17 protein-coding genes, 1 tRNA gene and 1 pseudogene are annotated in these 20,073 nt (G+C 69.9%); 11 read left to right on the top strand and 8 right to left on the bottom strand.

Going from position 1 to position 20,073, the window contains the following annotated elements; genetic code table 11:
* On the top strand, positions 1-1,777 hold a 1,777-nt coding region (locus FHG89_RS25430; protein WP_139586938.1), incomplete at its 5' end, for a rhamnogalacturonan lyase.
* Between the two features lie 193 nt (positions 1,778-1,970).
* Here FHG89_RS25430 and FHG89_RS25435 read toward each other — a convergent pair.
* Both FHG89_RS25435 and FHG89_RS25440 read right to left on the bottom strand, forming a co-directional pair.
* Positions 1,971-2,993 (bottom strand): LLM class flavin-dependent oxidoreductase, encoded by a 1,023-nt coding sequence (locus FHG89_RS25435; RefSeq protein ID WP_139586939.1) that lies wholly within the window; start codon positions 2,991-2,993, stop codon positions 1,971-1,973.
* Between the two features lie 34 nt (positions 2,994-3,027).
* On the bottom strand, positions 3,028-3,507 hold the full coding sequence (locus tag FHG89_RS25440; protein WP_139586940.1) for an Lrp/AsnC family transcriptional regulator: 480 nt from the start codon (positions 3,505-3,507) through the stop codon (positions 3,028-3,030).
* 83 nt (positions 3,508-3,590) lie between these two features.
* On the opposite strand from FHG89_RS25440, the gene FHG89_RS25445 reads away from it, so the two are divergent.
* Positions 3,591-4,769, top strand: coding sequence for a trans-sulfuration enzyme family protein (locus FHG89_RS25445; RefSeq protein ID WP_139586941.1), 1,179 nt, complete (start codon positions 3,591-3,593; stop codon positions 4,767-4,769).
* Between the two features lie 66 nt (positions 4,770-4,835).
* On the opposite strand, the gene FHG89_RS25450 is transcribed toward FHG89_RS25445, so the two are convergent.
* Together FHG89_RS25450 and FHG89_RS25455 are read right to left on the bottom strand one after the other, a co-directional pair.
* Positions 4,836-5,387, bottom strand: coding sequence for a hypothetical protein (locus FHG89_RS25450; RefSeq protein ID WP_244295838.1), 552 nt, complete (start codon positions 5,385-5,387; stop codon positions 4,836-4,838).
* A gap of 230 nt (positions 5,388-5,617) precedes the next feature.
* Positions 5,618-5,700, bottom strand: a tRNA-Leu gene (locus FHG89_RS25455).
* An 83-nt stretch (positions 5,701-5,783) separates the two neighbouring features.
* Between FHG89_RS25455 and FHG89_RS25460 the strand changes: the two genes are divergently transcribed.
* The 8 genes from FHG89_RS25460 (at position 5,784) to polA (ending at position 15,708) form a co-directional block, all read left to right on the top strand.
* Complete coding sequence (locus tag FHG89_RS25460; RefSeq protein WP_139586943.1) at positions 5,784-6,407, top strand: ANTAR domain-containing response regulator; 624 nt, start codon at positions 5,784-5,786, stop codon at positions 6,405-6,407.
* Between the two features lie 51 nt (positions 6,408-6,458).
* Positions 6,459-7,643 (top strand): hypothetical protein, encoded by a 1,185-nt coding sequence (locus FHG89_RS25465; RefSeq protein ID WP_139586944.1) that lies wholly within the window; start codon positions 6,459-6,461, stop codon positions 7,641-7,643.
* Positions 7,644-7,850: 207 nt separating this feature from the next.
* The gene (locus tag FHG89_RS25470; protein WP_139586945.1) at positions 7,851-9,017 is read left to right on the top strand and encodes a branched-chain amino acid ABC transporter substrate-binding protein; all 1,167 of its coding nucleotides are present in this window, start codon (positions 7,851-7,853) and stop codon (positions 9,015-9,017) included.
* A gap of 109 nt (positions 9,018-9,126) precedes the next feature.
* The gene (locus FHG89_RS25475) at positions 9,127-10,077 is read left to right on the top strand and encodes a branched-chain amino acid ABC transporter permease (protein WP_139586946.1); all 951 of its coding nucleotides are present in this window, start codon (positions 9,127-9,129) and stop codon (positions 10,075-10,077) included.
* Positions 10,074-11,264 carry a branched-chain amino acid ABC transporter permease gene (locus FHG89_RS25480; RefSeq protein WP_139586947.1) on the top strand — a complete coding sequence of 397 codons (1,191 nt, stop codon included), beginning with the start codon at positions 10,074-10,076 and terminating at the stop codon, positions 11,262-11,264. The genes FHG89_RS25475 and FHG89_RS25480 overlap by 4 nt, the downstream gene beginning before the upstream one ends.
* 43 nt (positions 11,265-11,307) lie before the next feature.
* Positions 11,308-12,174: an ABC transporter ATP-binding protein gene (locus FHG89_RS25485; RefSeq protein WP_139586954.1), complete on the top strand. Its 867-nt coding sequence runs from the start codon at positions 11,308-11,310 to the stop codon at positions 12,172-12,174.
* Positions 12,164-12,874, top strand: a complete 711-nt coding sequence (locus tag FHG89_RS25490) for an ABC transporter ATP-binding protein (protein ID WP_139586948.1) — start codon at positions 12,164-12,166, stop codon at positions 12,872-12,874. The genes FHG89_RS25485 and FHG89_RS25490 overlap by 11 nt, the downstream gene beginning before the upstream one ends.
* Before the next feature lie 134 nt (positions 12,875-13,008).
* The gene (gene polA, locus FHG89_RS25495) at positions 13,009-15,708 is read left to right on the top strand and encodes a DNA polymerase I (RefSeq protein ID WP_139586949.1); all 2,700 of its coding nucleotides are present in this window, start codon (positions 13,009-13,011) and stop codon (positions 15,706-15,708) included.
* Between the two features lie 156 nt (positions 15,709-15,864).
* Here polA and FHG89_RS25500 read toward each other — a convergent pair.
* From FHG89_RS25500 to FHG89_RS25515, 4 genes and pseudogenes are all read right to left on the bottom strand, one after another.
* Positions 15,865-16,209, bottom strand: a pseudogene (locus FHG89_RS25500) (DUF3140 domain-containing protein); the annotation flags it as partial.
* On the bottom strand, positions 16,196-16,414 hold the full coding sequence (locus FHG89_RS25505) for a hypervirulence associated TUDOR domain-containing protein (protein ID WP_139586951.1): 219 nt from the start codon (positions 16,412-16,414) through the stop codon (positions 16,196-16,198). The pseudogene FHG89_RS25500 and the gene FHG89_RS25505, both read right to left, overlap by 14 nt.
* A 36-nt stretch (positions 16,415-16,450) precedes the next feature.
* On the bottom strand, positions 16,451-17,053 hold the full coding sequence (locus FHG89_RS25510; RefSeq protein WP_244295842.1) for a Uma2 family endonuclease: 603 nt from the start codon (positions 17,051-17,053) through the stop codon (positions 16,451-16,453).
* Between the two features lie 57 nt (positions 17,054-17,110).
* A complete protein-coding gene (locus FHG89_RS25515; protein WP_139586952.1) occupies positions 17,111-17,917 on the bottom strand; it encodes a class I SAM-dependent methyltransferase in 807 nt (268 codons plus the stop codon).
* Positions 17,918-18,293: 376 nt separating this feature from the next.
* Here FHG89_RS25515 and rpsA point away from each other — a divergent pair, with 376 nt between their 5' ends.
* A complete protein-coding gene (gene rpsA / locus FHG89_RS25520) occupies positions 18,294-19,793 on the top strand; it encodes a 30S ribosomal protein S1 (RefSeq protein WP_139586953.1) in 1,500 nt (499 codons plus the stop codon).
* Positions 19,794-20,073 lie beyond the last annotated feature (280 nt).

Consider the following 20,073-nt stretch of genomic DNA (forward strand, 5'->3'; position numbering starts at 1 on the left):
GCCACCCACCACGCCGCCACCGACCGGCACCGGGGTGCAGATGGAGAATCTCGACCGGGGGCTCGTCAGCGTCCGCTCCGGCAGCGGCAACCTGGTCTCCTGGCGACTGCTCGGCACCGAGACCTCCGGGGTGGCGTTCAACCTCTACCGGGGCTCGGCCAGGGTCAACTCCAGCCCGATCACCGGGGCGACCAACTATCTCGACAGCGGTGCCGCGGCCGGCTCGGCGTACACCGTGCGGGCCGTGGTGGGCGGCGCCGAGCAGGCGGCGTCGGCGCCGGCCCTGCAGTTCGGCAGCGGCTACCTGGACGTGCCGTTGCAGGTCCCGGCCGGCGGCACCACCCCCAGCGGGGAGAGCTACACCTACAGCGCCAACGACGCCTCCGTCGGTGACCTCAACGGCGACGGCAGCTACGAGATCGTGCTCAAGTGGGATCCGTCGAACGCCAAGGACAACTCCCAGTCCGGCTACACCGGCAACGTCTACGTCGACGCGTACACCCTCACCGGGACCCGGTTGTGGCGCATCGACCTGGGTCGCAACATCCGCGCCGGCGCGCACTACACCCAGTTCCAGGTGTACGACTACGACGGCGACGGCCGGGCCGAGGTGGCCATGAAGACCGCCGACGGCACCCGCTCCGGCACCGGTCAGGTCATCGGCTCGTCGTCGGCGGACCACCGCAACTCCAGCGGCTACGTGCTCGCCGGTCCGGAGTACCTGACGATGTTCAACGGTCAGAACGGCGCGGTGCTCTCCACCGTCACCTACGACCCGCCGCGCGGCACGGTGTCGTCCTGGGGTGACTCGTACGGCAACCGGGTCGACCGGTTCCTCGCCGGCACCGCGTACCTGGACGGGCAGCGTCCGTCGCTGATCATGGCCCGGGGCTACTACACGCGCGCGGTGATCGCGGCCTGGGACTTCCGCAGCGGCTCGCTGACCAGGCGCTGGACGTTCGACTCGAACTCCTCCGGCAACGGCGCCGCCGCCGGTCAGGGCAACCACCAGCTCTCCGTCGCCGACGTCGACGGTGACGGCCGCCAGGAGATCGTGTACGGCGCCGCCACCATCGACGACAACGGGCGGCTGCTCTACTCGACCGGCAACGGGCACGGCGACGCCCTGCACGTCGGGGACCTCGACCCGGGCCGCGCCGGCCTGGAGGTGTTCAAGGTCGACGAGGACGCCAGCAAGCCGAGTTCCTGGTTCGCCGACGCCCGTACCGGTCAGATCCTCTGGTCCACGCCGGCCTCGGGCGACAACGGCCGGGGTGTCTCCGCGGACATCTGGGCGGGCAGCCCCGGCGCGGAGTCGTGGTCGGCGGCCGTCGCCGGCCTGGCCAACACCCGGGGCCAGAACATCGGGCGTAAGCCGTCGTCGACGAACTTCCTCGCCTGGTGGGACGGCGACCCGGTGCGCGAGCTGCTGGACGGCACCAAGATCGACAAGTACGGCACCGGCGGCGAGACCCGGCTGCTCACCGGCAGTGACGTGGCCTCCAACAACGGCACCAAGTCCACGCCGGCGCTCTCCGGCGACATCCTGGGGGACTGGCGTGAGGAGGTGATCTGGCGGACCGCCGACAGTCGGGCGTTGCGCATCTACAGCACACCCACCCCGACCAGCACCCGGATCCACACCCTGATGCACGACCCGCAGTACCGCGTGGCGATCGCGTGGCAGAACACCGCCTACAACCAGCCGCCACACCCGGGGTTCTTCATCGGCGATCAGATGGGCAACCCGCCGACCCCGAACATCTACCTGCGCTGATCTGGCGGGTCTGATCAGGTTCGCCTAGGGTGGCAGGCACCGGGCCGCAGCCGCGGAATCCGCTCAGCTCCGGCCCGGTGCGCCACACCGCGGCATTCCCGACCCGTCCCGACCGGGAATGCCGTACCACCACCGGCACCAACATTAGGCACCGTCCGGGTCGCCAGGGTGACGCTGACGTGAAGATCGTGTTTCACGCGTCCCGGCGCAGGCCCCCGGCGACCTTCTCGGCGATCAACTCGTACGACCGCACCCGGTCCTGCACGTCGTAGACCAGCGTGGTGAGCATCAGTTCGTCCGCGCCGGTGCGCTCCTGCAACTCGGTCAGCTGCCGACGCACCGTCTCCGGCGAGCCCATCGCCTGACCGTCGCGGCGCGCCAGGACGAACTCCCGCTCGACCTCCGTGTACGGGTAGGCCGCCGCCTCGTCCGGCGTCGACAGCGGCTCCGGCCGGCCGGAGCGCAGCTTCAGGAACGACAGGGCGCTCGGCCCGGCCAGCCACTCGGCGCGTTCGTCGGTGTCCGCGCAGACCGCGTTGACGGCCACCATCGCGTACGGCTTGTCCAGCCACTGCGACGGCCGGAAGTTCTGCCGGTACAGGGCCAGCGCCGGCAGGGTGTTCGCCGAGCTGAAGTGGTGGGCGAAGGAGAACGGCAGGCCGAGCAGGCCGGCGAGTTGGGCGCTGAAGCCACTGGACCCGAGCAGCCACACGGCCGGCTGCTCACCCCGACCCGGGGTGGCGACGATCTGCCCCGGCTTCTCTCCGCTGAAGTAGTTCATCAGGTCGGCCAGCTCGCGCGGGAAGCCCTCCGCCGACAGGCCCTCCATGGTGCGACGCAACGCCAGCGCCGTGACCTGGTCGGTGCCCGGCGCCCGGCCGATGCCCAGGTCGATCCGACCCGGGTGCAGCGCCTCCAGGGTGCCGAACTGCTCGGCCACCACCAGCGGCGCGTGGTTGGGCAGCATCACCCCGCCCGACCCGAGGCGGATCGTCGAGGTGTTCGCGGCCAGGTGCGCCAGCAGCACGGCGGGCGCGGAGCTGGCGATCGCCGGCATGTTGTGGTGCTCGGCCACCCAGAAGCGGCGGTAGCCCAGCTCCTCGGTGCGCCGGGCCAGCTCGGTGGTGGCCTGCAACGCGGCGCCGGCGGTGGCGCCCTTCGCGACCGGGGCAAGATCAAGAACAGACAACGGTACGGTGATCACACGTTGTGCCAACTCCCCGGCCTGCCCGTTCATTCCATCCGGCCGCTCAACCCATCCCGCGAGCCTGCTCGAAGATCAGGCTGGTCTGGGTGTGCTGCACCACCGGATCGACCGCCAGATGGTCCAGCACGAAGTCGCGCAGCGCGTCACCGGACGCCGCCCGCACGTGCAGCACGTAGTCCTCCGCGCCGGCCACGTGGAACACCGACACCACCCCCGGCAGCCGCACCGACCGGGCCCGGAACGCGTCCACCGCCGCCCGCTCGTGCGCGGTCAGGCGCACCGACACCAGCGCCTGCAACGGCAGACCGAGCGCCGCCGGGTCCACCTCCGCGTGGAAACCGCGGATCGCGCCACGCTCGCGCAACGCCCGCGTACGGGTCAGGCAGGTCGACGGCGCCACCCCCACCCGCTCGGCGAGGGCGTTGTTCGGCAACCGGCCGTCCGTCGCCAACTCGGACAGGATCGCCCGGTCCACCTCGTCCAGGGCCGGATACGGCCGCACATCATTCGGCTCAGGAGGCATTCCATCATTCTCGCCCGAACACGGCGACGAAAACATCCCCCTGGACAGAATCATCTGCCGAACCATTGCCCCTGGATCGGTAGATGTTCGACGCTACGCGCATGACGACGGTGGACACCAGAGCCGTACACGCCGGCCGCGACGACCTGCGCGCCCTCGGCGTGCACGTGCCACCGATCGACCTCTCCACCACCAACCCCCTGCCGTCGGTCGACGACGGCGGCGACGCCTACGAGCAGCTCGCCACCGGCGGCACCCTCCCCGCCGACGGCAGCGCCGTCTACCAACGGCTCTGGAACCCCACCGTCGCCCGCTTCGAAACCGCCCTGGCCGACCTGGAGGGCACCGAGCAGGCCGTCGCCTTCGCCAGCGGCATGGCCGCGCTCACCGCCACCCTGCTCGCGGCCACCCGCGACGGCCACCGCCACATCGTCGCCGTCCGACCCCTCTACGGCGGCACCGACCACGTCCTCGCCACCGGCCTGCTCGGCACCACAGTCACCTGGGCCCACCCCGACCAGGTCGCCGACGCCATCCGCCCCGACACCGCGCTGGTCATCGTCGAGACACCCGCCAACCCCACGCTCGACCTCGTCGACATCGCCGCTCTCGCCACCGCCGCCGGCGACGTCCCGCTGCTCGTCGACAACACCGTCGCCACCCCCGTGCTGCAACAACCCGCCCGGCACGGCGCCGCGCTCGTCCTGCACAGCGCCACCAAGAGCATCGGCGGTCACGGCGACGTCCTCGCCGGCGCCGTCGCCTGCGACGCCGACTGGGCCACCCGGCTGCGTCAGGTCCGCGCGGTCACCGGCGCGATCCTGCACCCCCTCGGCGGGTACCTCCTGCACCGCGGTCTGCAGACCCTGCCGCTGCGGGTCCGCGCCCAGCAGGCCAGCGCCGAGAAACTCGCCGGCTGGCTCGCCGACCACCCGGCCGTACACCGGGTGCACCACCCCTCGGTGCACGACCCGGCGGCGCTGGTCGGCCGGCAGATGGCTGGCCCCGGCAGCCTGCTCGCCTTCGAGGTACGCGGCGGCGCGCCCGCCGCGGCCGCCGTCGCCGCCGCCTGCCGACTGATCACCCACGCGGTGTCCCTCGGCGGCGTCGACACCCTCATCCAGCACCCGGCGTCACTCACCCACCGGCCGGTCGAGGGCGACGCGAAGCCCGCCGCCGCCCTGCTGCGCCTCTCGGTCGGCCTCGAAGACCCCGAGGACCTGCGCGCCGACCTCGCCCACGCCCTCGACGCGATCGCCTGATCAGCGCAGCTCGCGGTTGCCCAGCACCCGGGTCGGTGAGCCCTCCCGGGCGCTCACCGGCTGGAGTCAGGACTTCGGGCCGACGTGCCGGTCCAGCTCGGCGACCGCGCCGCGCCGCGCCACCGACAGCGAGTTGCGCCGGTTCATCCGCCAGGCGATGCCCAGCAGGTCGAGGCCCCACTGGCACAACCCCATGATGTCCGTCGACTCGTTGACGAACATGTAGCGCGGGTAGACGTACGCCTTGCCGCGCACTGTCACCCGGTTGGCGATGCGGCAGCCGTCGGAGTGGAACAGCCCTCTCAGAAAGTCGCCGGGGTGCTGTTCTATGATCGGCCTTTGCCAGTCGGCGAGGACGATCGGTCGCTCGTGCTTCTTGCCGGGACCGTGCTGCGGGAGCAGGCAGGGCCAGTGGAGGCCGTAACTCTGCACGCCCACGCAACCCTGCTTCTGGACCCGTTGCACCTTCGAGGCCAACACGGCTTGCATGGCCACATCGCACGCCTCGATCAGCCCGGGCCAGTCATTAAAACAGTAGATGCGCAACACCGGAACACGCGCCGTCGTCACCAGGTGGCCGTCGCCCAGGTAGAGACCGAGCAGGTAAGCGTAGGCCACGGGGTCAGTCGGTTTGTCGACATCCGGCCGACATCGGAAGCAGCGCAGCTCCGTGCCGCGGCGCACCGGTTCGGGTCGATCGACGCACCAGTGCCAGACGGTTGCGTACGGCAATGAGAGCTTCTGAGCTACGGAATGAATGCTGTGTCCGCGAACGCGGAGTGCGCGGGCCTGTTCCCGCATCTGCGGTGGATGCACTTCCACATCGTCGAACAGGTGTATGACAAGAGTGCCGGGAGCGGGATTCGAACCCGCAAGCCCTTTCGGGCAGAAGTGTTTGAGACTTCCGTGTATGCCGTTCCACCATCCCGGCGGGTGGCGCCTACTGTACCCGACTACTCTCATGCGGGAGCATGGGTGGTAGCCGTGCAGTGATCGATGGTGGGGGTAGGGCTGGTGGCTGAGACGCCGACGGATGCCGAGCGCAGGCGCGTACTGATCGCCGAGGACGAGGCGCTGATCCGGCTGGACCTCGCCGAGATGCTCGTCGAAGAGGGCTACGAGGTGGTGGGGGAGGCCGGCGACGGCGAGACCGCCGTGCGCCTCGCCGAGGAGCTGAAGCCCGACCTGGTCATCCTCGACATCAAGATGCCGATCATGGATGGGCTGGCAGCCGCCGAGCGGATCGCCGGCGCGCGGATCGCCCCCGTGATCATCCTGACCGCGTTCAGCCAGCGTGACCTCGTGGAGCGGGCGCGGGCCGCGGGCGCGATGGCGTACCTGGTGAAGCCCTTCCAGAAGAGTGACCTGGTCCCGGCGGTGGAGATCGCGCTGTCGCGCTACTCGGAGGTCGCGGCCCTGGAGGCCGAGGTCGCGAGCCTGACCGACCGCCTGGAGATCCGCAAGACGGTGGAGCGCGCCAAGGGCGCGCTGATGACGACGTACGGGATGACCGAGCCGCAGGCGTTCAAGTGGATCCAGCGCACGGCGATGGACCACCGGATGACCATGAAGGAGGTCGCCGAGCGGATCCTGGCGGAGACCGCCGGCGGCGAGGTGGCGCAGCAGCCGACGGTCTGACCGTCGCGGCGGGGGCCGCGTCCCGCCGGCCGGATCGATAGCATCACATGCGTGTCGGTCCGGCGTGTGATCGCGGTGTTCGGGGTGGTGATCACGCTGCTCGCCGGCTGTCGGGCCGGCCGTGGCGAGCGTCCCGCGGAACCGGTCCGGCCGCGGTGGGAGGCCGCGGATCTGCCGGTTCCGCCGGGTTCCGCGGGTCGGCTCATCGTCCGCGACGTGACGGGCTGCGCGGGTCGGTGGTACGTGGTCGGCGCGGTGGGTGGGCCCGACGGCGCGACCCGCCCGGCGGCGTGGGGCAGCCCGGACGGCCGCACGTGGACGCCGCTGCCGTTGCGCCCGATCAGTTACTACGGTGAGCGCGCGATTCTCTACGCTGTCGGCTGCCATGAGGGGCGGGTCGCGGTCATCGGGGCGCGGTCCGGTGGCGCGCACGGCAATCCGCGGGTTCGGACCTGGCGGCAGGACGCGGACGGCGGCCTGACCGAGGTGCCGGCCGAGTTCGAGGTGTACGGCGGCCCGGAGGCGGTGAGCGCGAGCCGCATCGCTGGTGGTGCCGGCGGTTGGTTGATCGCGGGCGCGCGCACGGGTGGCGCGGCGGTGTGGCTCTCCCCGGACGCGGCCGACTTCCAGCTGGTCGACCGCGCCGCGGCGCTGGCCAGCGATGCGGGTCTGACGACGCTCGCCACGGACGCGGTGGCGGTGCCGGACGGCTGGCTGGTCGGTGGCGGGGGGCGGCCGGCGGGTCGGGCCGACAGGGATCCGTTCGTCTGGTCCTTTGGCGACGGTCGGTCGTGGACGCGGGTGGCGTTGCCGGCGACGGGGGACGACGAGATCGTGCAGCGTCTCGTGCGCGTCGGGTCGACCGTGTACGCGGTGGGTGTGCGGGGGAGCGCGTTCCAGGCGTGGGTGAGCGAGCCGGCGGGCGGGGCCACGAGCGCCGGCACGTGGCGGGCGGCGGGTCGTTTCGGTGCCACGGGCACGGGTGCGGTGGCCGGTGTGGAGTCGGCGGCCGGCGGTGCGGACGGGCTGGTGGCGATGACGGTGGCGGCCGGTGGGCATCGACTGTGGCGGTCCGCCGAGGGTGCCCCGTCGTGGCTGCCGGTGGTGCTTCCGACGGACGTTTCCGCTGGTGGGGACACGTCGGCGGCGGTCGCGGTGCTGGCTGGTCGGGTGGTGGTCACCGTCGATGACGGGGTCGCGGCGAGGGTGTGGTTCGCGCCCTCCGGGGCCGTCTGACGGGCTGTCGACAACGCCGATGTGACATCCAAACGCGAGGTTCTCCGCGTCTGGTAACGGTTGAGTCAATGCCGCCTACGACACCTTACGGTGAGTAGTGCTTCTGGGATAACGTCCCGCCCCAGACCGGGTGAACGGTCCGGTCCGTTGACGTCGAGGCGCTCTGCCAGGCGACATCGGGCTTCTGGACGGAGGAGGGTTCCAGCCTTGAGGCAAAACTTCGTGCGCGTCCTCGGCAGCGTCGCCATCGTGGCGCTCGTTGCCGGCGGCGCCAGCGCATGTAAGAAGGACGAGGGCACGTCGGGTGGTTCCGCCAGCAAGGCGTGCGACCTCAAGATCGGTTTCTTCGGGGCGCTCTCGGGCGCCGACGCCGGCCTGGTCACCCCGATGAAGCAGGGTGCCGACCTGGCCGTGGAGAAGTACAACGCGGCGAACGCGGACTGCAAGGTCACCGTTCAGGCGTTCGACTCGCAGGGCAAGGCCGACCTGGCCGGTGGTCTGGCGACCAGCGCGGTCGCCGACACGAAGATCGTCGGCATGGTGGGCCCGGCGTTCTCCGGTGAGAGCGAGGTCGCGCTGCCGATCTTCGACACCGCGAGCCTTCCCAGCATCAGCCCGTCGGCCACGCGGCCGAGCCTGTCCGAGAAGGGCTGGAAGGTCTTCCACCGGGGCGTCGGCAACGACTTCTCCCAGGGCCCGGCGATCGCCAGCTACATCAAGAACGTGCTGAAGGCGCAGAAGGCGTTCGTCATCGACGACCAGTCGGCGTACGGCGCGGGTCTGGCCGACGAGGCCAAGAAGGGCCTCGGCCCCCTGGTCATCGGCACCGACAAGGTCGTGGACAACGCGCAGGAGTTCGGCGCGCAGATCTCCAAGGTGAAGACCAGCGGCGCGACGGTGCTGTTCTACGCCGGTTACACCGAGGAGGCGGCGCCGTTCCTCAAGCAGCTGCGCGCCGCTGGCTGGACCGGCACGTTCATCGGTGGCGACGGCATCAACGACGCCAACATGCTGTCGGTGGCTGGTCAGAAGGACGTCGAGGGCACCATCGCGACCTGCCCGTGTGGCCCGGCGACCGCGGCCAAGGGCACCTTCGTGACCGACTTCAAGGCGAAGTACAGCGTGGACCCGGGCGTGTACGCGGACGTGGCGTTCGACCTGGCCAACATCTACCTTGAGGCGATCAAGGCCGGCAAGACCACCCGCGCCGACATCCAGGCCTTCCTCTCCACCTACAACAAGGCTGGTTCCGCCTCGGGCGTGACCTACAAGTGGGAGGCCAACGGCGAGCTGGACCCGGCGCAGGTCAAGGTGTGGGCCTTCAAGGCGACCGCCGGTGCGTGGGCTCCGGACGTGGAGATCCCGAAGGCCTGATCCCGTCGGGGTCACAGGTTTGAGGGCGTGACGAACAGAGTTGTTTTGATGCGGTCGGGGTGCGTAACCCCGGCCGCATCGGCTCAACGCAACACCCTTCGGAGCATCGGTGGACTTTGCAGAACTCGTCCGGGGCTTCCCGGAACTGACCACGACCGGTTTGGTGCAGGGTGCGATCTACGCGCTCATCGCCCTCGGCTACACCCTCGTCTACGGCGTACTGCGCCTCATCAACTTCGCGCACTCCGAGGTCTTCATGATCGGCACGTTCGGTGCCATCTGGACCTGGGCGGCCTTCGGGCTCAATAGCAACAGCGGGGCCCCGTCGGTGGGTCGCGCCCTGCTGCTGATCGCACTGGCGATCGTGGCCGCGGCGCTGCTGTCCGGCAGTGTCGCGCTTCTGATCGAGGTTACCGCCTACCGTCCGCTACGGCGGCGCAACGCGCCGCCGCTGGCCTTCCTGATCACGGCCATCGGTGCGTCGTACGCCCTGATGGAGCTGATGGGGACGCTGACCCAGCGTCGCCAGGTCGGCGCGCCGGCGCTGCTGCCCGCCAAGACGTTGTTCAGCATCGGCGGCTGGAGCGTCACGCCGGTGCAGATGCTGACGCTGAGCGTGGCCATCGTCATGATGGTCGGGCTCGACTGGTTCGTTAACCGCACCCGTTTCGGCAAGGGCATCCGCGCGGTCGCGCAGGACGCCAACACCGCCGCGCTGATGGGTGTCAACAAGAGCCGCGTCATCGCGCTGGTCTTCGTCCTGGGTGGCCTGATGGCCGGTGTGGCCGCCGTCTTCAGTGACATGAAGAGCGGAAACACCAGGTACAACATCGGCTTCCTGCTGGGGCTCAAGGCGTTCTCCGCCGCGGTGCTGGGCGGTATCGGCAACCTGCGGGGCGCGGCGATCGGCGGCGTGCTGCTGGGTCTGGTCGAGAACTACGGGTCGGCGCTGTTCGGCTCGCAGTGGCGGGATCTCATCGCGTTCGTCGTGCTGATCGTCCTGCTGATGTTCCGGCCGACCGGTCTGCTGGGCGAGTCGTTGGGGAGGGCGCGGGCATGACCGCTCTGCGAGAGCGCTGGCACTCCGCTTCGAGTGCCATCGGTCGGCGGGTCGACGGGCTGCCGAAGTCCGCCCGGATCACCGGGTTGCTGGCCTTCATCGCCTTCCTCTACGTCCTGCCGAACAAGTGGTTCTACGAGTACCTGAACATTCCGGGCCTGTGGATCCCGCTGTACACCACGCGCAACGACATGGCTGCCGTGCTGTTCTACTGCGCGTGGATCGTGCTGCTGTCGCTCGGGCTCAACGTGGTGGTGGGGTACGCCGGCCTGCTGGACCTGGGGTTCTTCGGCTTCTTCGCGGTCGGCGCGTACACGGTGGCGTTGCTGACGTCGCCGGAGAGCAAGCTCATCACCGAGTACAACTGGCTGGAGAGCCCGTGGCCGTGGTTGGTGACGATCCCGATCGCGATCGCCCTGGCGCTGCTGTCCGGTGTGCTGATCGGTGCTCCGACGCTGCGGTTGCGCGGTGACTACCTGGCGATCGTGACGCTGGGCTTCGCCGAGATGATCCGGATCATCGCGAAGAACCAGGACTGGATCCTCAACGGTGACCGCGGTATCCCGCAGGTGGCCCACCCGCCGGGCAAGTACCCGGACGGCACGGCCATCTTCCAGTTCGAGTTCAAGCCGTACTACTGGCTGCTGCTCACCGTGATCATCGGCGCGGTCTTCCTGATCCGTAACCTGGCCAACAGCCGGGTGGGTCGGGCGTGGGTCGCGATCCGTGAGGACGAGGACGCGGCGGAGCTGATGGGCGTTCCGACGTTCCGGTTCAAGCTGTGGGCGTTCGCGATCGGCGCGGCGGTCGGTGGTCTGTCCGGCACGTTGTGGGCCGGTCAGGCCAACTTCGTCAACTCCTCGACGTTCTCGCTGGAGAACTCGATCCTGGTGTTGGCGGCGGTGCTGCTCGGCGGCGCCGGCAGCATCGGTGGGGCGATCCTCGGTGGCTTCCTGGTCATCTACATTCCAGAGTGGCTACGGTCGGTGGGTGACGTGTTCGGCCTGCCGGAGACGGCGACCGTCTTCGGAAACGACTTCGACGTGAGCCCGACGTCGTTGCGCTACTTCATCTTCGGGATCCTGCTGATCGTCGTGATGATCTTCCGGCCGCAGGGCCTCTGGCCGAACCGGCGGCGGGCCGCCGAGCTCAAGGACCGGCAGAAGGAGGTGGCTGTCGTTGAGTGAGCCACGGATGGGTAGCGAGCGCGACGTCACCAGCGAGCGCGACATGGCGATCGACGCCCGGACGACGGTGGGGAGCCCACCGGAGACCTCGTCGACGCCGGACGAGGCGGTCAGCGAGCCGACCCCGACCGGTGGCCGCAAGCCGCTGCTGGAGGTCGACCACGTCACGCTGCGGTTCGGCGGCGTGGTGGCCCTCAACGACGTCAACTTCACCCTCTACGAGGGGGAGATCCTCGGGCTCATCGGCCCGAACGGCGCGGGCAAGACCACCTGCTTCAACGCGATGACGGGCGTGTACACCCCGACCAGCGGGCAGATCCGGTTCCAGGGTGAGAAGGTCAGCGGCCGCAAGCGGTTCCAGATCACCAAGCTGGGCATCGCGCGCACCTTCCAGAACATCCGTCTCTTCCCGGAGATGACGGCACTGGAGAACGTGCAGGTCGGCGCGGACGCCAACCACAAGACCAGCGTCCCGAGCGCCCTGCTGCGGCTGCCGCGGCACTGGCGCGAGGAGCGGCAGGGCAAGGCCAAGGCCCACGAGTTGCTGGAGTTCGTGGGTATCCAGGGCCGCGCCGGCGACCTGGCCCGCAACCTGTCGTACGGCGACCAGCGTCGACTGGAGATCGCGCGGGCTCTGGCCACCGATCCGAAGCTGCTCTGCCTCGACGAGCCGGCCGCCGGCTTCAACCCGGCCGAGAAGGGGGCGCTGCTCCAGCTGATCCGCAAGATCCGCGACTCGGGCGTCACCGTCCTGCTGATCGAGCACGACATGCGACTGGTCATGGGCGTGGTGGACCGGCTCGTGGTGCTGGAGTTCGGGCAGAAGATCGCCGAGGGGTCGCCGGCCGAGGTGCGCGACGACCCGAAGGTGATCGCGGCGTACCTGGGAGGTGTCGAGGATGCTGCTTGAGATCGACAACCTGAAGCTGCTCTACGGCCGGATCGAGGCTTTGCACGGCATCAGCCTGCACGTGGAGCAGGGCGAGATCGTGGCGCTGATCGGCGCGAACGGCGCCGGCAAGACCACGACGATGAAGGCGATCTCGGGGCTGCACGCCATCTCCGGGGGCAGCATCAAGTTCGATGGCGCCGACGTCAGCCGGCTGCGCGCCGACCTGCGGGTGATCCGGGGCATCGGGCAGTCGCCCGAGGGTCGCGGTGTCTTCCCCGGCATGACCGTGCTGGAGAACCTGGAGATGGGGGCCTACACCCGCAAGGACAAGGCCGACATCGCCAAGGACCTCGCGATGGTGTTCGACCTGTTCCCGCGGTTGCAGGAGCGCCGCAAGCAGGCCGGCGGCACGCTCTCCGGCGGTGAGCAGCAGATGCTGGCGGTGGGCCGGGCGCTGATGACCCGTCCGAAGCTGCTGCTGCTCGACGAGCCGTCGATGGGGCTGGCGCCGAAGTTGATCCAGCAGATCTTCGAGATCATTACGCGGATCAACGAGCAGGGGACCACGATCCTGCTGGTGGAGCAGAACGCCCAGCAGGCGCTCTCCCGCGCCCACCGGGGGTACGTGTTGGAGACCGGCCGGATCGTCAAGGAGGGCACCGGCCAGGAACTCCTGCACGACCCGGCGGTCAAGGAGGCGTACCTCGGCGTGGCCTGAGCTGTCCGTGCGGCGGCCGGTCATCCCCTCGGGGGGTGGCCGGCCGCCGCCGTTCGACCCGGCTGTCCGTTCCGGCCCGGCGCGCGCGGTGCCGCCGCCAGAGGATGTCGGTGCGACGGACTAGAGTCGCTGCCGTGACAGCTACGACGCCGCGCCTGCTCCTCGTCGACGGACACTCCATGGCATACCGGGCCTTCTTCGCCCTGCCGGTGGAAAACTTCTCCACCACGACGGGTCAGCCGACAAACGCGGTGTACGGCTTCACCTCGATGTTGATCAACGTGCTGCGCGATGAGCAGCCCACCCACATCGTCGTCGCCTTCGACGTCTCCCGCCGTTCCTTCCGCACCGAGAAGTACGCGGAGTACAAGGCCGGCCGCAGCGAGACCCCTAACGACTTCAAGGGCCAGGTCAGCCTCGTCAAGGAGGTCCTGGCCGCGTTGCAGATCCCGGTGGTCGAGAAGGAGGGGTACGAGGCCGACGACGTCATCGCCACGCTCGCCTGCCAGGCCCGCGACCAGGGCATGACGGTGCTGATCAGCACCGGTGACCGGGACGCGTTCCAGCTCGTCGGCGACCAGGTCACCGTGCTGTACCCGCGCAAGGGCGTCTCCGACCTGGCCCGGATGGACCCGGCGGCGATCGAGGCGAAGTACGGCGTTCCGCCGCAGCAGTACCGCGACCTGGCCGCGCTCGTCGGCGAGACAAGTGACAACCTGCCCGGCATCCCGGGCGTCGGGCCGAAGACCGCCGCCAAGTGGATCACGACCTACGGCGGGGTGGAGGGTGTGATCGCCCGCGCCGACGAGATCAAGGGCAAGGCCGGCGACAGCCTGCGGGAGCGTCTCGCGGACGTGATCCGCAACTACGAGATCAACTGCCTGGTGTCCGACCTGGAGCTGCCGCTGCGCCCGGAGGACACCCGGTGGACCGGTTGGGACCGCGAGGCGGTGCACCAGGTCTTCGACACCCTGGAGTTCCGCATCCTGCGCGACCGCCTCTACCAGTATCTGGAGTCCGTCGAGCCGGAGGCCGAGTCCGGGTTCGACCTCACCGGCGCCGTGCTCACCGAGCCGGGCGCGCTGGCCGGTTGGCTGGCCACGCACGTTCCGACCGGCACCCCGGTCGGGTTGGCGGTCAAGCTCGACACCGGCCCCAACCGCCGGCACACCGCCTCGATCACCGGCCTGGCGCTGGCCACGGCCGGGGGCGCGGCGGCCTGGGTCGACCCGGCGGGGCTCGACCCGACCGACGAGAGCGCCCTGGCCGCCTGGCTGGCCGACGCGCAACGACCCAAGGTGCTGCACGACAGCAAGCCCGCCGTGCTGGCGTGCGCCGCGCACGGCTGGGAGCTGGCCGGCATCCAGCGCGACACCCAGATCGCCGCGTACCTGGCCCGACCGGACCAGCGGTCCTACGACCTGACCGACCTGGCGCTGCGCTACCTGCACCGGGAGCTGCGCGTCGACGTTCCGGAGTCCGGCCAGCTGACCCTCGACGGGCTGGGTGACGAGGGTGTCGTCGAGCAGAACCTGATGCTCCAGGCCCGCGCCACCCTGGACCTCGCCGACGCGATCGACGCCGAGCTGTCCCGCGACGGCGAGCAGTCCGCCCGGCTGATGGCGGGGGTGGAGCTGCCGTTGATGCGGGTGCTGGCCGGCATGGAGCGCACCGGCATCGCCGCGGACACGCAGTACCTCTCCGAGCTGGAGGCGCACTTCGCGGCCGAGGTGAAGGCCGCCGCGCAGGGCGCGTACGAGGCGGTGGGTCGGGAGTTCAACCTGGGCTCGCCCAAGCAGTTGCAGGAGATCCTCTTCAACGAGCTGGGCCTTCCGAAGACCAAGAAGATCAAGACCGGTTACACCACCGACGCGGACGCGTTGCAGTGGCTCTACGCGCAGCAGCCGCACCCGGTGCTGGCCCACCTGCTGCGCCACCGCGACGTCGCCAAGCTCAAGTCGACAGTGGACGGTCTGCTCAAGTCGGTGTCCGACGACGGCCGCATCCACACCACGTTCAACCAGACGGTGGCGGCCACCGGACGGCTCTCCTCCACCGAACCCAACCTGCAGAACATCCCGATCCGCACCGAGGAGGGCCGGCGGATCCGCCGAGCGTTCGTGGTCGGCGAGGGCTACGAGTGCCTGCTCACCGCCGACTACAGCCAGATCGAGATGCGCATCATGGCGCACCTCTCCTCGGACGACGCCCTGATCGACGCGTTCAACTCCGGCGCCGACTTCCACGCCGCCACCGCGTCCTCGGTGTTCGGGGTGCCTGTCGACGAGGTCACCCCCGACCAACGGCGCAAGATCAAGGCGATGAACTACGGCCTGGCGTACGGGCTGAGCGCGTTCGGCCTGTCCCAGCAACTCGGTATCAACACCGAAGAGGCACGCGGGCTGATGGAGAACTACTTCGCCGGCTTCGGCGGAGTACGCGACTACCTGCACCAGGTGGTCGCCCGAGCCCGCCAGGACGGCTACACCTCGACCATCCTGGGTCGCCGCCGCTACCTGCCCGACCTGGTCAGCGACAACCGGCAGCGTCGCGACATCGCCGAACGGATGGCGCTCAACGCCCCCATCCAGGGCTCGGCGGCCGACATCATCAAGGTGGCGATGCTGCACGTCGACACCGCTCTCGGCGACGCCGGGCTGCGCTCGCGGATGCTGCTCCAGGTGCACGACGAGCTGGTCTTCGAGGTCGCCCCCGGTGAGCGGGAGGCGTTGGAGGCGTTGGTCCGGCGGGAGATGGGTGGGGCGTACCCGCTGTCGGTGCCGTTGGAGGTGTCGGTGGGCGAAGGCCGGGACTGGAACAGCGCTGATCACTGAGCTTTTGTTATTGGTCGCGGTGGGGGGTTCCGGGGCAGCCCGACCCGCTCCGGGCGGTCAGGCTTGATCCCTGCGCGGGTCGGGCTGCCCCGGAACCCCGACGTGGTCACCCTGGTCGAGGCTGTCGCCCTGAGCTTCGATCTTGAGTCGTGGTTACTTGAGGGGGTCGTGGCCCCAGTTCATGAGGGACCAGCGCCACTTGGTGTCTCGCACGTCGCCGGAGGGGCGCTGGGCCATGTGCCGGCGGACGTAGCCGACCACCTTGCGCATGTGCTTGTAGTCGCCCTCGGACAGGTCGGCGCGCTTGCGACGCAACAGGTCGATGATCTTCCGACCGGACTCGTGCCCGACGGACTCGCCGCCGCCGGAGCGGCCGCCCTTGTGCCAGCCGACCTGCTTCGACTCGTCGGTCTCCAGCCAGGTGGACAACTCGCGGGGCTTCATGTTCACCGCCTCGGTGAACTCCCGGTAGGTGTCCTGGCCGTCATCACCTCTGCTCATGGCGCAGCGCCTCGGGTCGGTGGGCCACGTCGCGGCCCGTTCCGTCGCTGCGAACCCGGTACTGCGGGTCGTCGGGAGCCGCGTCCACGGCCCGCCCCCGAATCCGGGTCCGCTCGGTGATCTTCCCCTGCACCACGCCGTACGCGCGGCTTCCGGGGGCCGACCAGGAGACGTGGTCGCCCTTGTGGAATCTCTGTTCGGCCATGCGCCTCGGCTACCCGACCCCGTCGGGGTGAAACGGCTACGGGGTGATCTCGGCGACGGGCAGCTTGATGTCGAACGGCTCGGTCAGCTCGATCACGTCGGCACCGTCGGCGACCAGCTCGTACTGCCGCTCACCGCCCGGCCCCACCCGGTCGCCGATCCGGTACGCGTAGACGTGCACCGGTTCCTGCTCGATGCGCCAGAAGAACGGGATGCCGGAGGCCGCGTACTCCCCGGGCTTGGCGAACCGGTCGATCCGTCGCGTGCCCGGCGAAACGATCTCCACCGCGAGCACGACGTCCTCCGGCCGCAGGATGGAACGAACGGAGGCCACGCCGGCGCGGTGCAACAGCACATCAGGCTGTCGACTCGTGTTGTGGCTCAGCCTGAGTCCGACGGCCTGTGCGGCACGCAGGTGCGGCGGCGCGTTGTTACGCAGCCAGAGCCAGAGCATGCTGGAGATGTTCTGATGGCCCAGGGTGGGGGAGGGTGTCACCTGGAGAACTCCGCCGACGAGTTCGACGCGGGGGGCGTCGTCCGGCAGGGCGAGCAGGTCCTCCAGCGTGTAGTCGGCGCGCTGCTGCCGCATCGGATCCGGACACCAGGGGCCGTGTGGTGTCGCGATGGGCTCGGCGCTCATGGAGTCGAGCCTACCGGCCGTCGATGGAACGCAGGTCGGACCGCGGGTGGGACGCGCTCACCCGGCCGGCTTCTCGGTGACGAAGATGGCGGTGCCGGGGAACAACCGTCCGCGCAGCGGGCTCCACTGCCCCCAGATCCCGTCGTGCCCCTGCGGCCACTCCGGCTCCACCAGGTCCACCAGCCGGAAACCGGCGCCGACCAGCTCGCGGACCCGGTCGCCCAGGGTGCGGTGCTGCTCGACGTAGGTGGCCACGCCCGACTCGTCCTGCTCGACGTAGGGGGAGCGGTCGAAGTACGAGTGCACCGCCGTCAGGCCGCCCTCGCCGGGGTCGTCGAGAAAGATCCACCGCATCGGGTGGGTCACCGAGAACACCCACCGGCCGCCCGGGCGCAGCACCCGGTGCACCTCGGCGTGCAGCGCCGCCGAGTCGTCCACGAACGGGATCGCGCCGAACGCGGTGCACGCGAGGTCGAACGACCGGTCGGCGAACGGAAGGGCGAGCGCGTCGGCCTGCGCCAGCGGTACGCGTACCCCGGTGCGGTCGGCGGCCTCTGCGGCGTGCCGCAACATGCCGGCGGACAGGTCGAAGGCGACCGGCCGGGCGCCCTGGGTGGCGAGCCAGCGGGCGGCGGCCGCGGCGCCGCAGCCCACCTCCAGCACCCGTCGCCCCGACACGTCGCCGAGCAGTCGGGCATCGGCCTCCCGCAGGCCCTCCGGGCACCAGACGAAGTCCACGTCGCCGAGGAACGCGCCGTGCTCGGCCTGGTAGTCGTCGGCGTCGGTGTCCCACCAGCCGCGGTTGGCGCGCCGGGCCTCGGCGTCACCCACCCGGCGCCGGGTCACCCGGCTGTCGTCATCCACCCGCCCACGCTAGGCCCCTCGGGGTCGGATCGGTCCGCTGGGCCGACCCGACCCGCCGACCGCCGCCGGTGGCGATCGGGGCTTGTGTGACGCACGAGACAGCAGGGGCGGTTTCCGGGCGATTGTTCGGCTTTCGCAGGTCATCGCACCCAGAGAAGCCGGGAGGGCTTGCACGCTGTGGTAATGCGCACGGTAGGCTAGACGATGCGCTCGCGGATCGTGTGTCTCGGCAGGGAGCAGGTGCGCGGTCGACGGAGCCACATCAAGATCTCACTCGACGATCGTTCGGTGTGCCCGGCGACGGATCCGCTGGCGCGAACAGGTCACTGCGACACCAGCCTGCTGTGACAACCCACCGACCGGAGCAACCGCCCACATGACGAGCAGCATCGAGGCCCCCTCGAGCGCCACCCGGGTCACCCACGACGATCTCGGTTCCGAGGAGGCTTTCCTCGCCGCGATCGACGAGACCATCAAGTACTTCAACGACGGCGACATTGTCGAAGGCACCGTCGTCAAGGTCGATCGGGACGAGGTCCTGCTCGACATCGGCTACAAGACCGAGGGTGTCATCCCCTCTCGGGAGTTGTCGATCAAGCACGACGTGGACCCCGCCGAGGTTGTGACTGTTGGCGACCACATCGAGGCCCTGGTCCTCCAGAAGGAGGACAAGGAGGGTCGTCTGATCCTCTCCAAGAAGCGGGCGCAGTACGAGCGGGCCTGGGGCACGATCGAGAAGATCAAGGACGAGGACGGCGTCGTCCGCGGCTCGGTCATCGAGGTGGTCAAGGGTGGTCTCATCCTCGACATCGGGCTGCGCGGCTTCCTGCCCGCGTCCCTGGTCGAGATGCGGCGTGTGCGTGACCTGCAGCCGTACGTCGGGCGGGAGCTCGAAGCCAAGATCATCGAGCTGGACAAGAACCGCAACAACGTGGTCTTGTCCCGCCGGGCCTGGCTGGAGCAGACGCAGTCCGAGGTGCGCACCGAGTTCCTCAACAAGCTGCAGAAGGGCCAGGTCCGCAAGGGCGTCGTGTCCTCGATCGTCAACTTCGGCGCCTTCGTGGACCTCGGCGGCGTCGACGGTCTGGTGCACGTCTCCGAGCTGTCCTGGAAGCACATCGACCACCCGTCCGAGGTCGTCGAGGTGGGCCAGGAGGTCGAGGTCGAGGTCCTGGACGTCGACCTGGACCGCGAGCGCGTCTCCCTGTCGCTGAAGGCGACGCAGGAGGACCCGTGGCGTCAGTTCGCCCGCACCCACGCGATCCAGCAGATCGTGCCCGGTAAGGTCACCAAGCTGGTTCCGTTCGGCGCGTTCGTCCGGGTGGACGACGGCATCGAGGGCCTGGTCCACATCTCCGAGCTGGCCGAGCGCCACGTGGAGATCCCGGAGCAGGTCGTCCAGGTCGGCTCCGAGGTCATGGTCAAGGTCATCGACATCGACCTGGAGCGCCGCCGGATCTCGCTGTCGCTCAAGCAGGCCAACGAGGGCTTCGTCGAGGGCGAGGAGCACTTCGACCCGACCCTCTACGGCATGGCCGCGACGTACGACGCCGAGGGCAACTACATCTACCCGGAGGGCTTCGACCCGGAGACGGGCGAGTGGCTCGAGGGGTACGACAAGCAGCGCGAGACCTGGGAGAACCAGTACGCCGAGGCCCGTCAGCGTTGGGAGGCCCACACCAAGCAGGTGCAGACCTCTCGGGCCGCCGACGCCGAGGCCGCTGCCAACCCGACTCCGGCCGTCCCGGCCGCCGCTGGGGGCACCACCTCCTCGTCCAGCCCGGCCCCGAGCCGGCAGGCCGAGGAGCCGGCCGGCACGCTGGCCACCGACGAGGCGCTCGCCGCACTGCGGGAGAAGCTCGCCGGCGGTAAGTGACCCGCTGAACGACGAAAGGCCCCGTCCCCGCGATCTTTCCGATCGCCGGGGGCGGGGCCTTCGCCGTCCCGCACGCCCGCCGTGCCGCACGCCCGCCGTGCCGCACGCCCGCCGTGCCGCACGCCCGCCGTGCCGCACGCCCGCCGTGCCGTCCGCCCGCGGTGCCCTGCGGGGAAGATCCGCACAACATCGGGGATGTTGCTGCCTCCCGCAGGCCTGAGACAGCAACATCGGGGAAATTGCGCGGATCTTGCCCGCGCGCGGGGCGGGCGCGGGCGCG

It is taken from the genome of Micromonospora orduensis, from assembly GCF_006228125.1.
Taxonomy (GTDB): Bacteria; Actinomycetota; Actinomycetes; order Mycobacteriales; family Micromonosporaceae; genus Micromonospora; species Micromonospora orduensis.

What these genes read in the sequence shown, in the direction of transcription:
- FHG89_RS25440 (WP_139586940.1), bottom strand. Translation starts at nt 3,507, where the DNA reads ATGCCTCCTGAGCCGAATGATGTGCGGCCGTATCCGGCCCTGGACGAG.
- FHG89_RS25445 (WP_139586941.1), top strand. Translation starts at nt 3,591, where the DNA reads ATGTTCGACGCTACGCGCATGACGACGGTGGACACCAGAGCCGTACAC.
- FHG89_RS25480 (WP_139586947.1), top strand. Translation starts at nt 10,074, where the DNA reads ATGACCGCTCTGCGAGAGCGCTGGCACTCCGCTTCGAGTGCCATCGGT.
- FHG89_RS25485 (WP_139586954.1), top strand. Translation starts at nt 11,308, where the DNA reads ATGGCGATCGACGCCCGGACGACGGTGGGGAGCCCACCGGAGACCTCG.
- FHG89_RS25490 (WP_139586948.1), top strand. Translation starts at nt 12,164, where the DNA reads ATGCTGCTTGAGATCGACAACCTGAAGCTGCTCTACGGCCGGATCGAG.
- FHG89_RS25505 (WP_139586951.1), bottom strand. Translation starts at nt 16,414, where the DNA reads ATGGCCGAACAGAGATTCCACAAGGGCGACCACGTCTCCTGGTCGGCC.
- FHG89_RS25510 (WP_244295842.1), bottom strand. Translation starts at nt 17,053, where the DNA reads ATGAGCGCCGAGCCCATCGCGACACCACACGGCCCCTGGTGTCCGGAT.
- rpsA (WP_139586953.1), top strand. Translation starts at nt 18,294, where the DNA reads ATGACGAGCAGCATCGAGGCCCCCTCGAGCGCCACCCGGGTCACCCAC.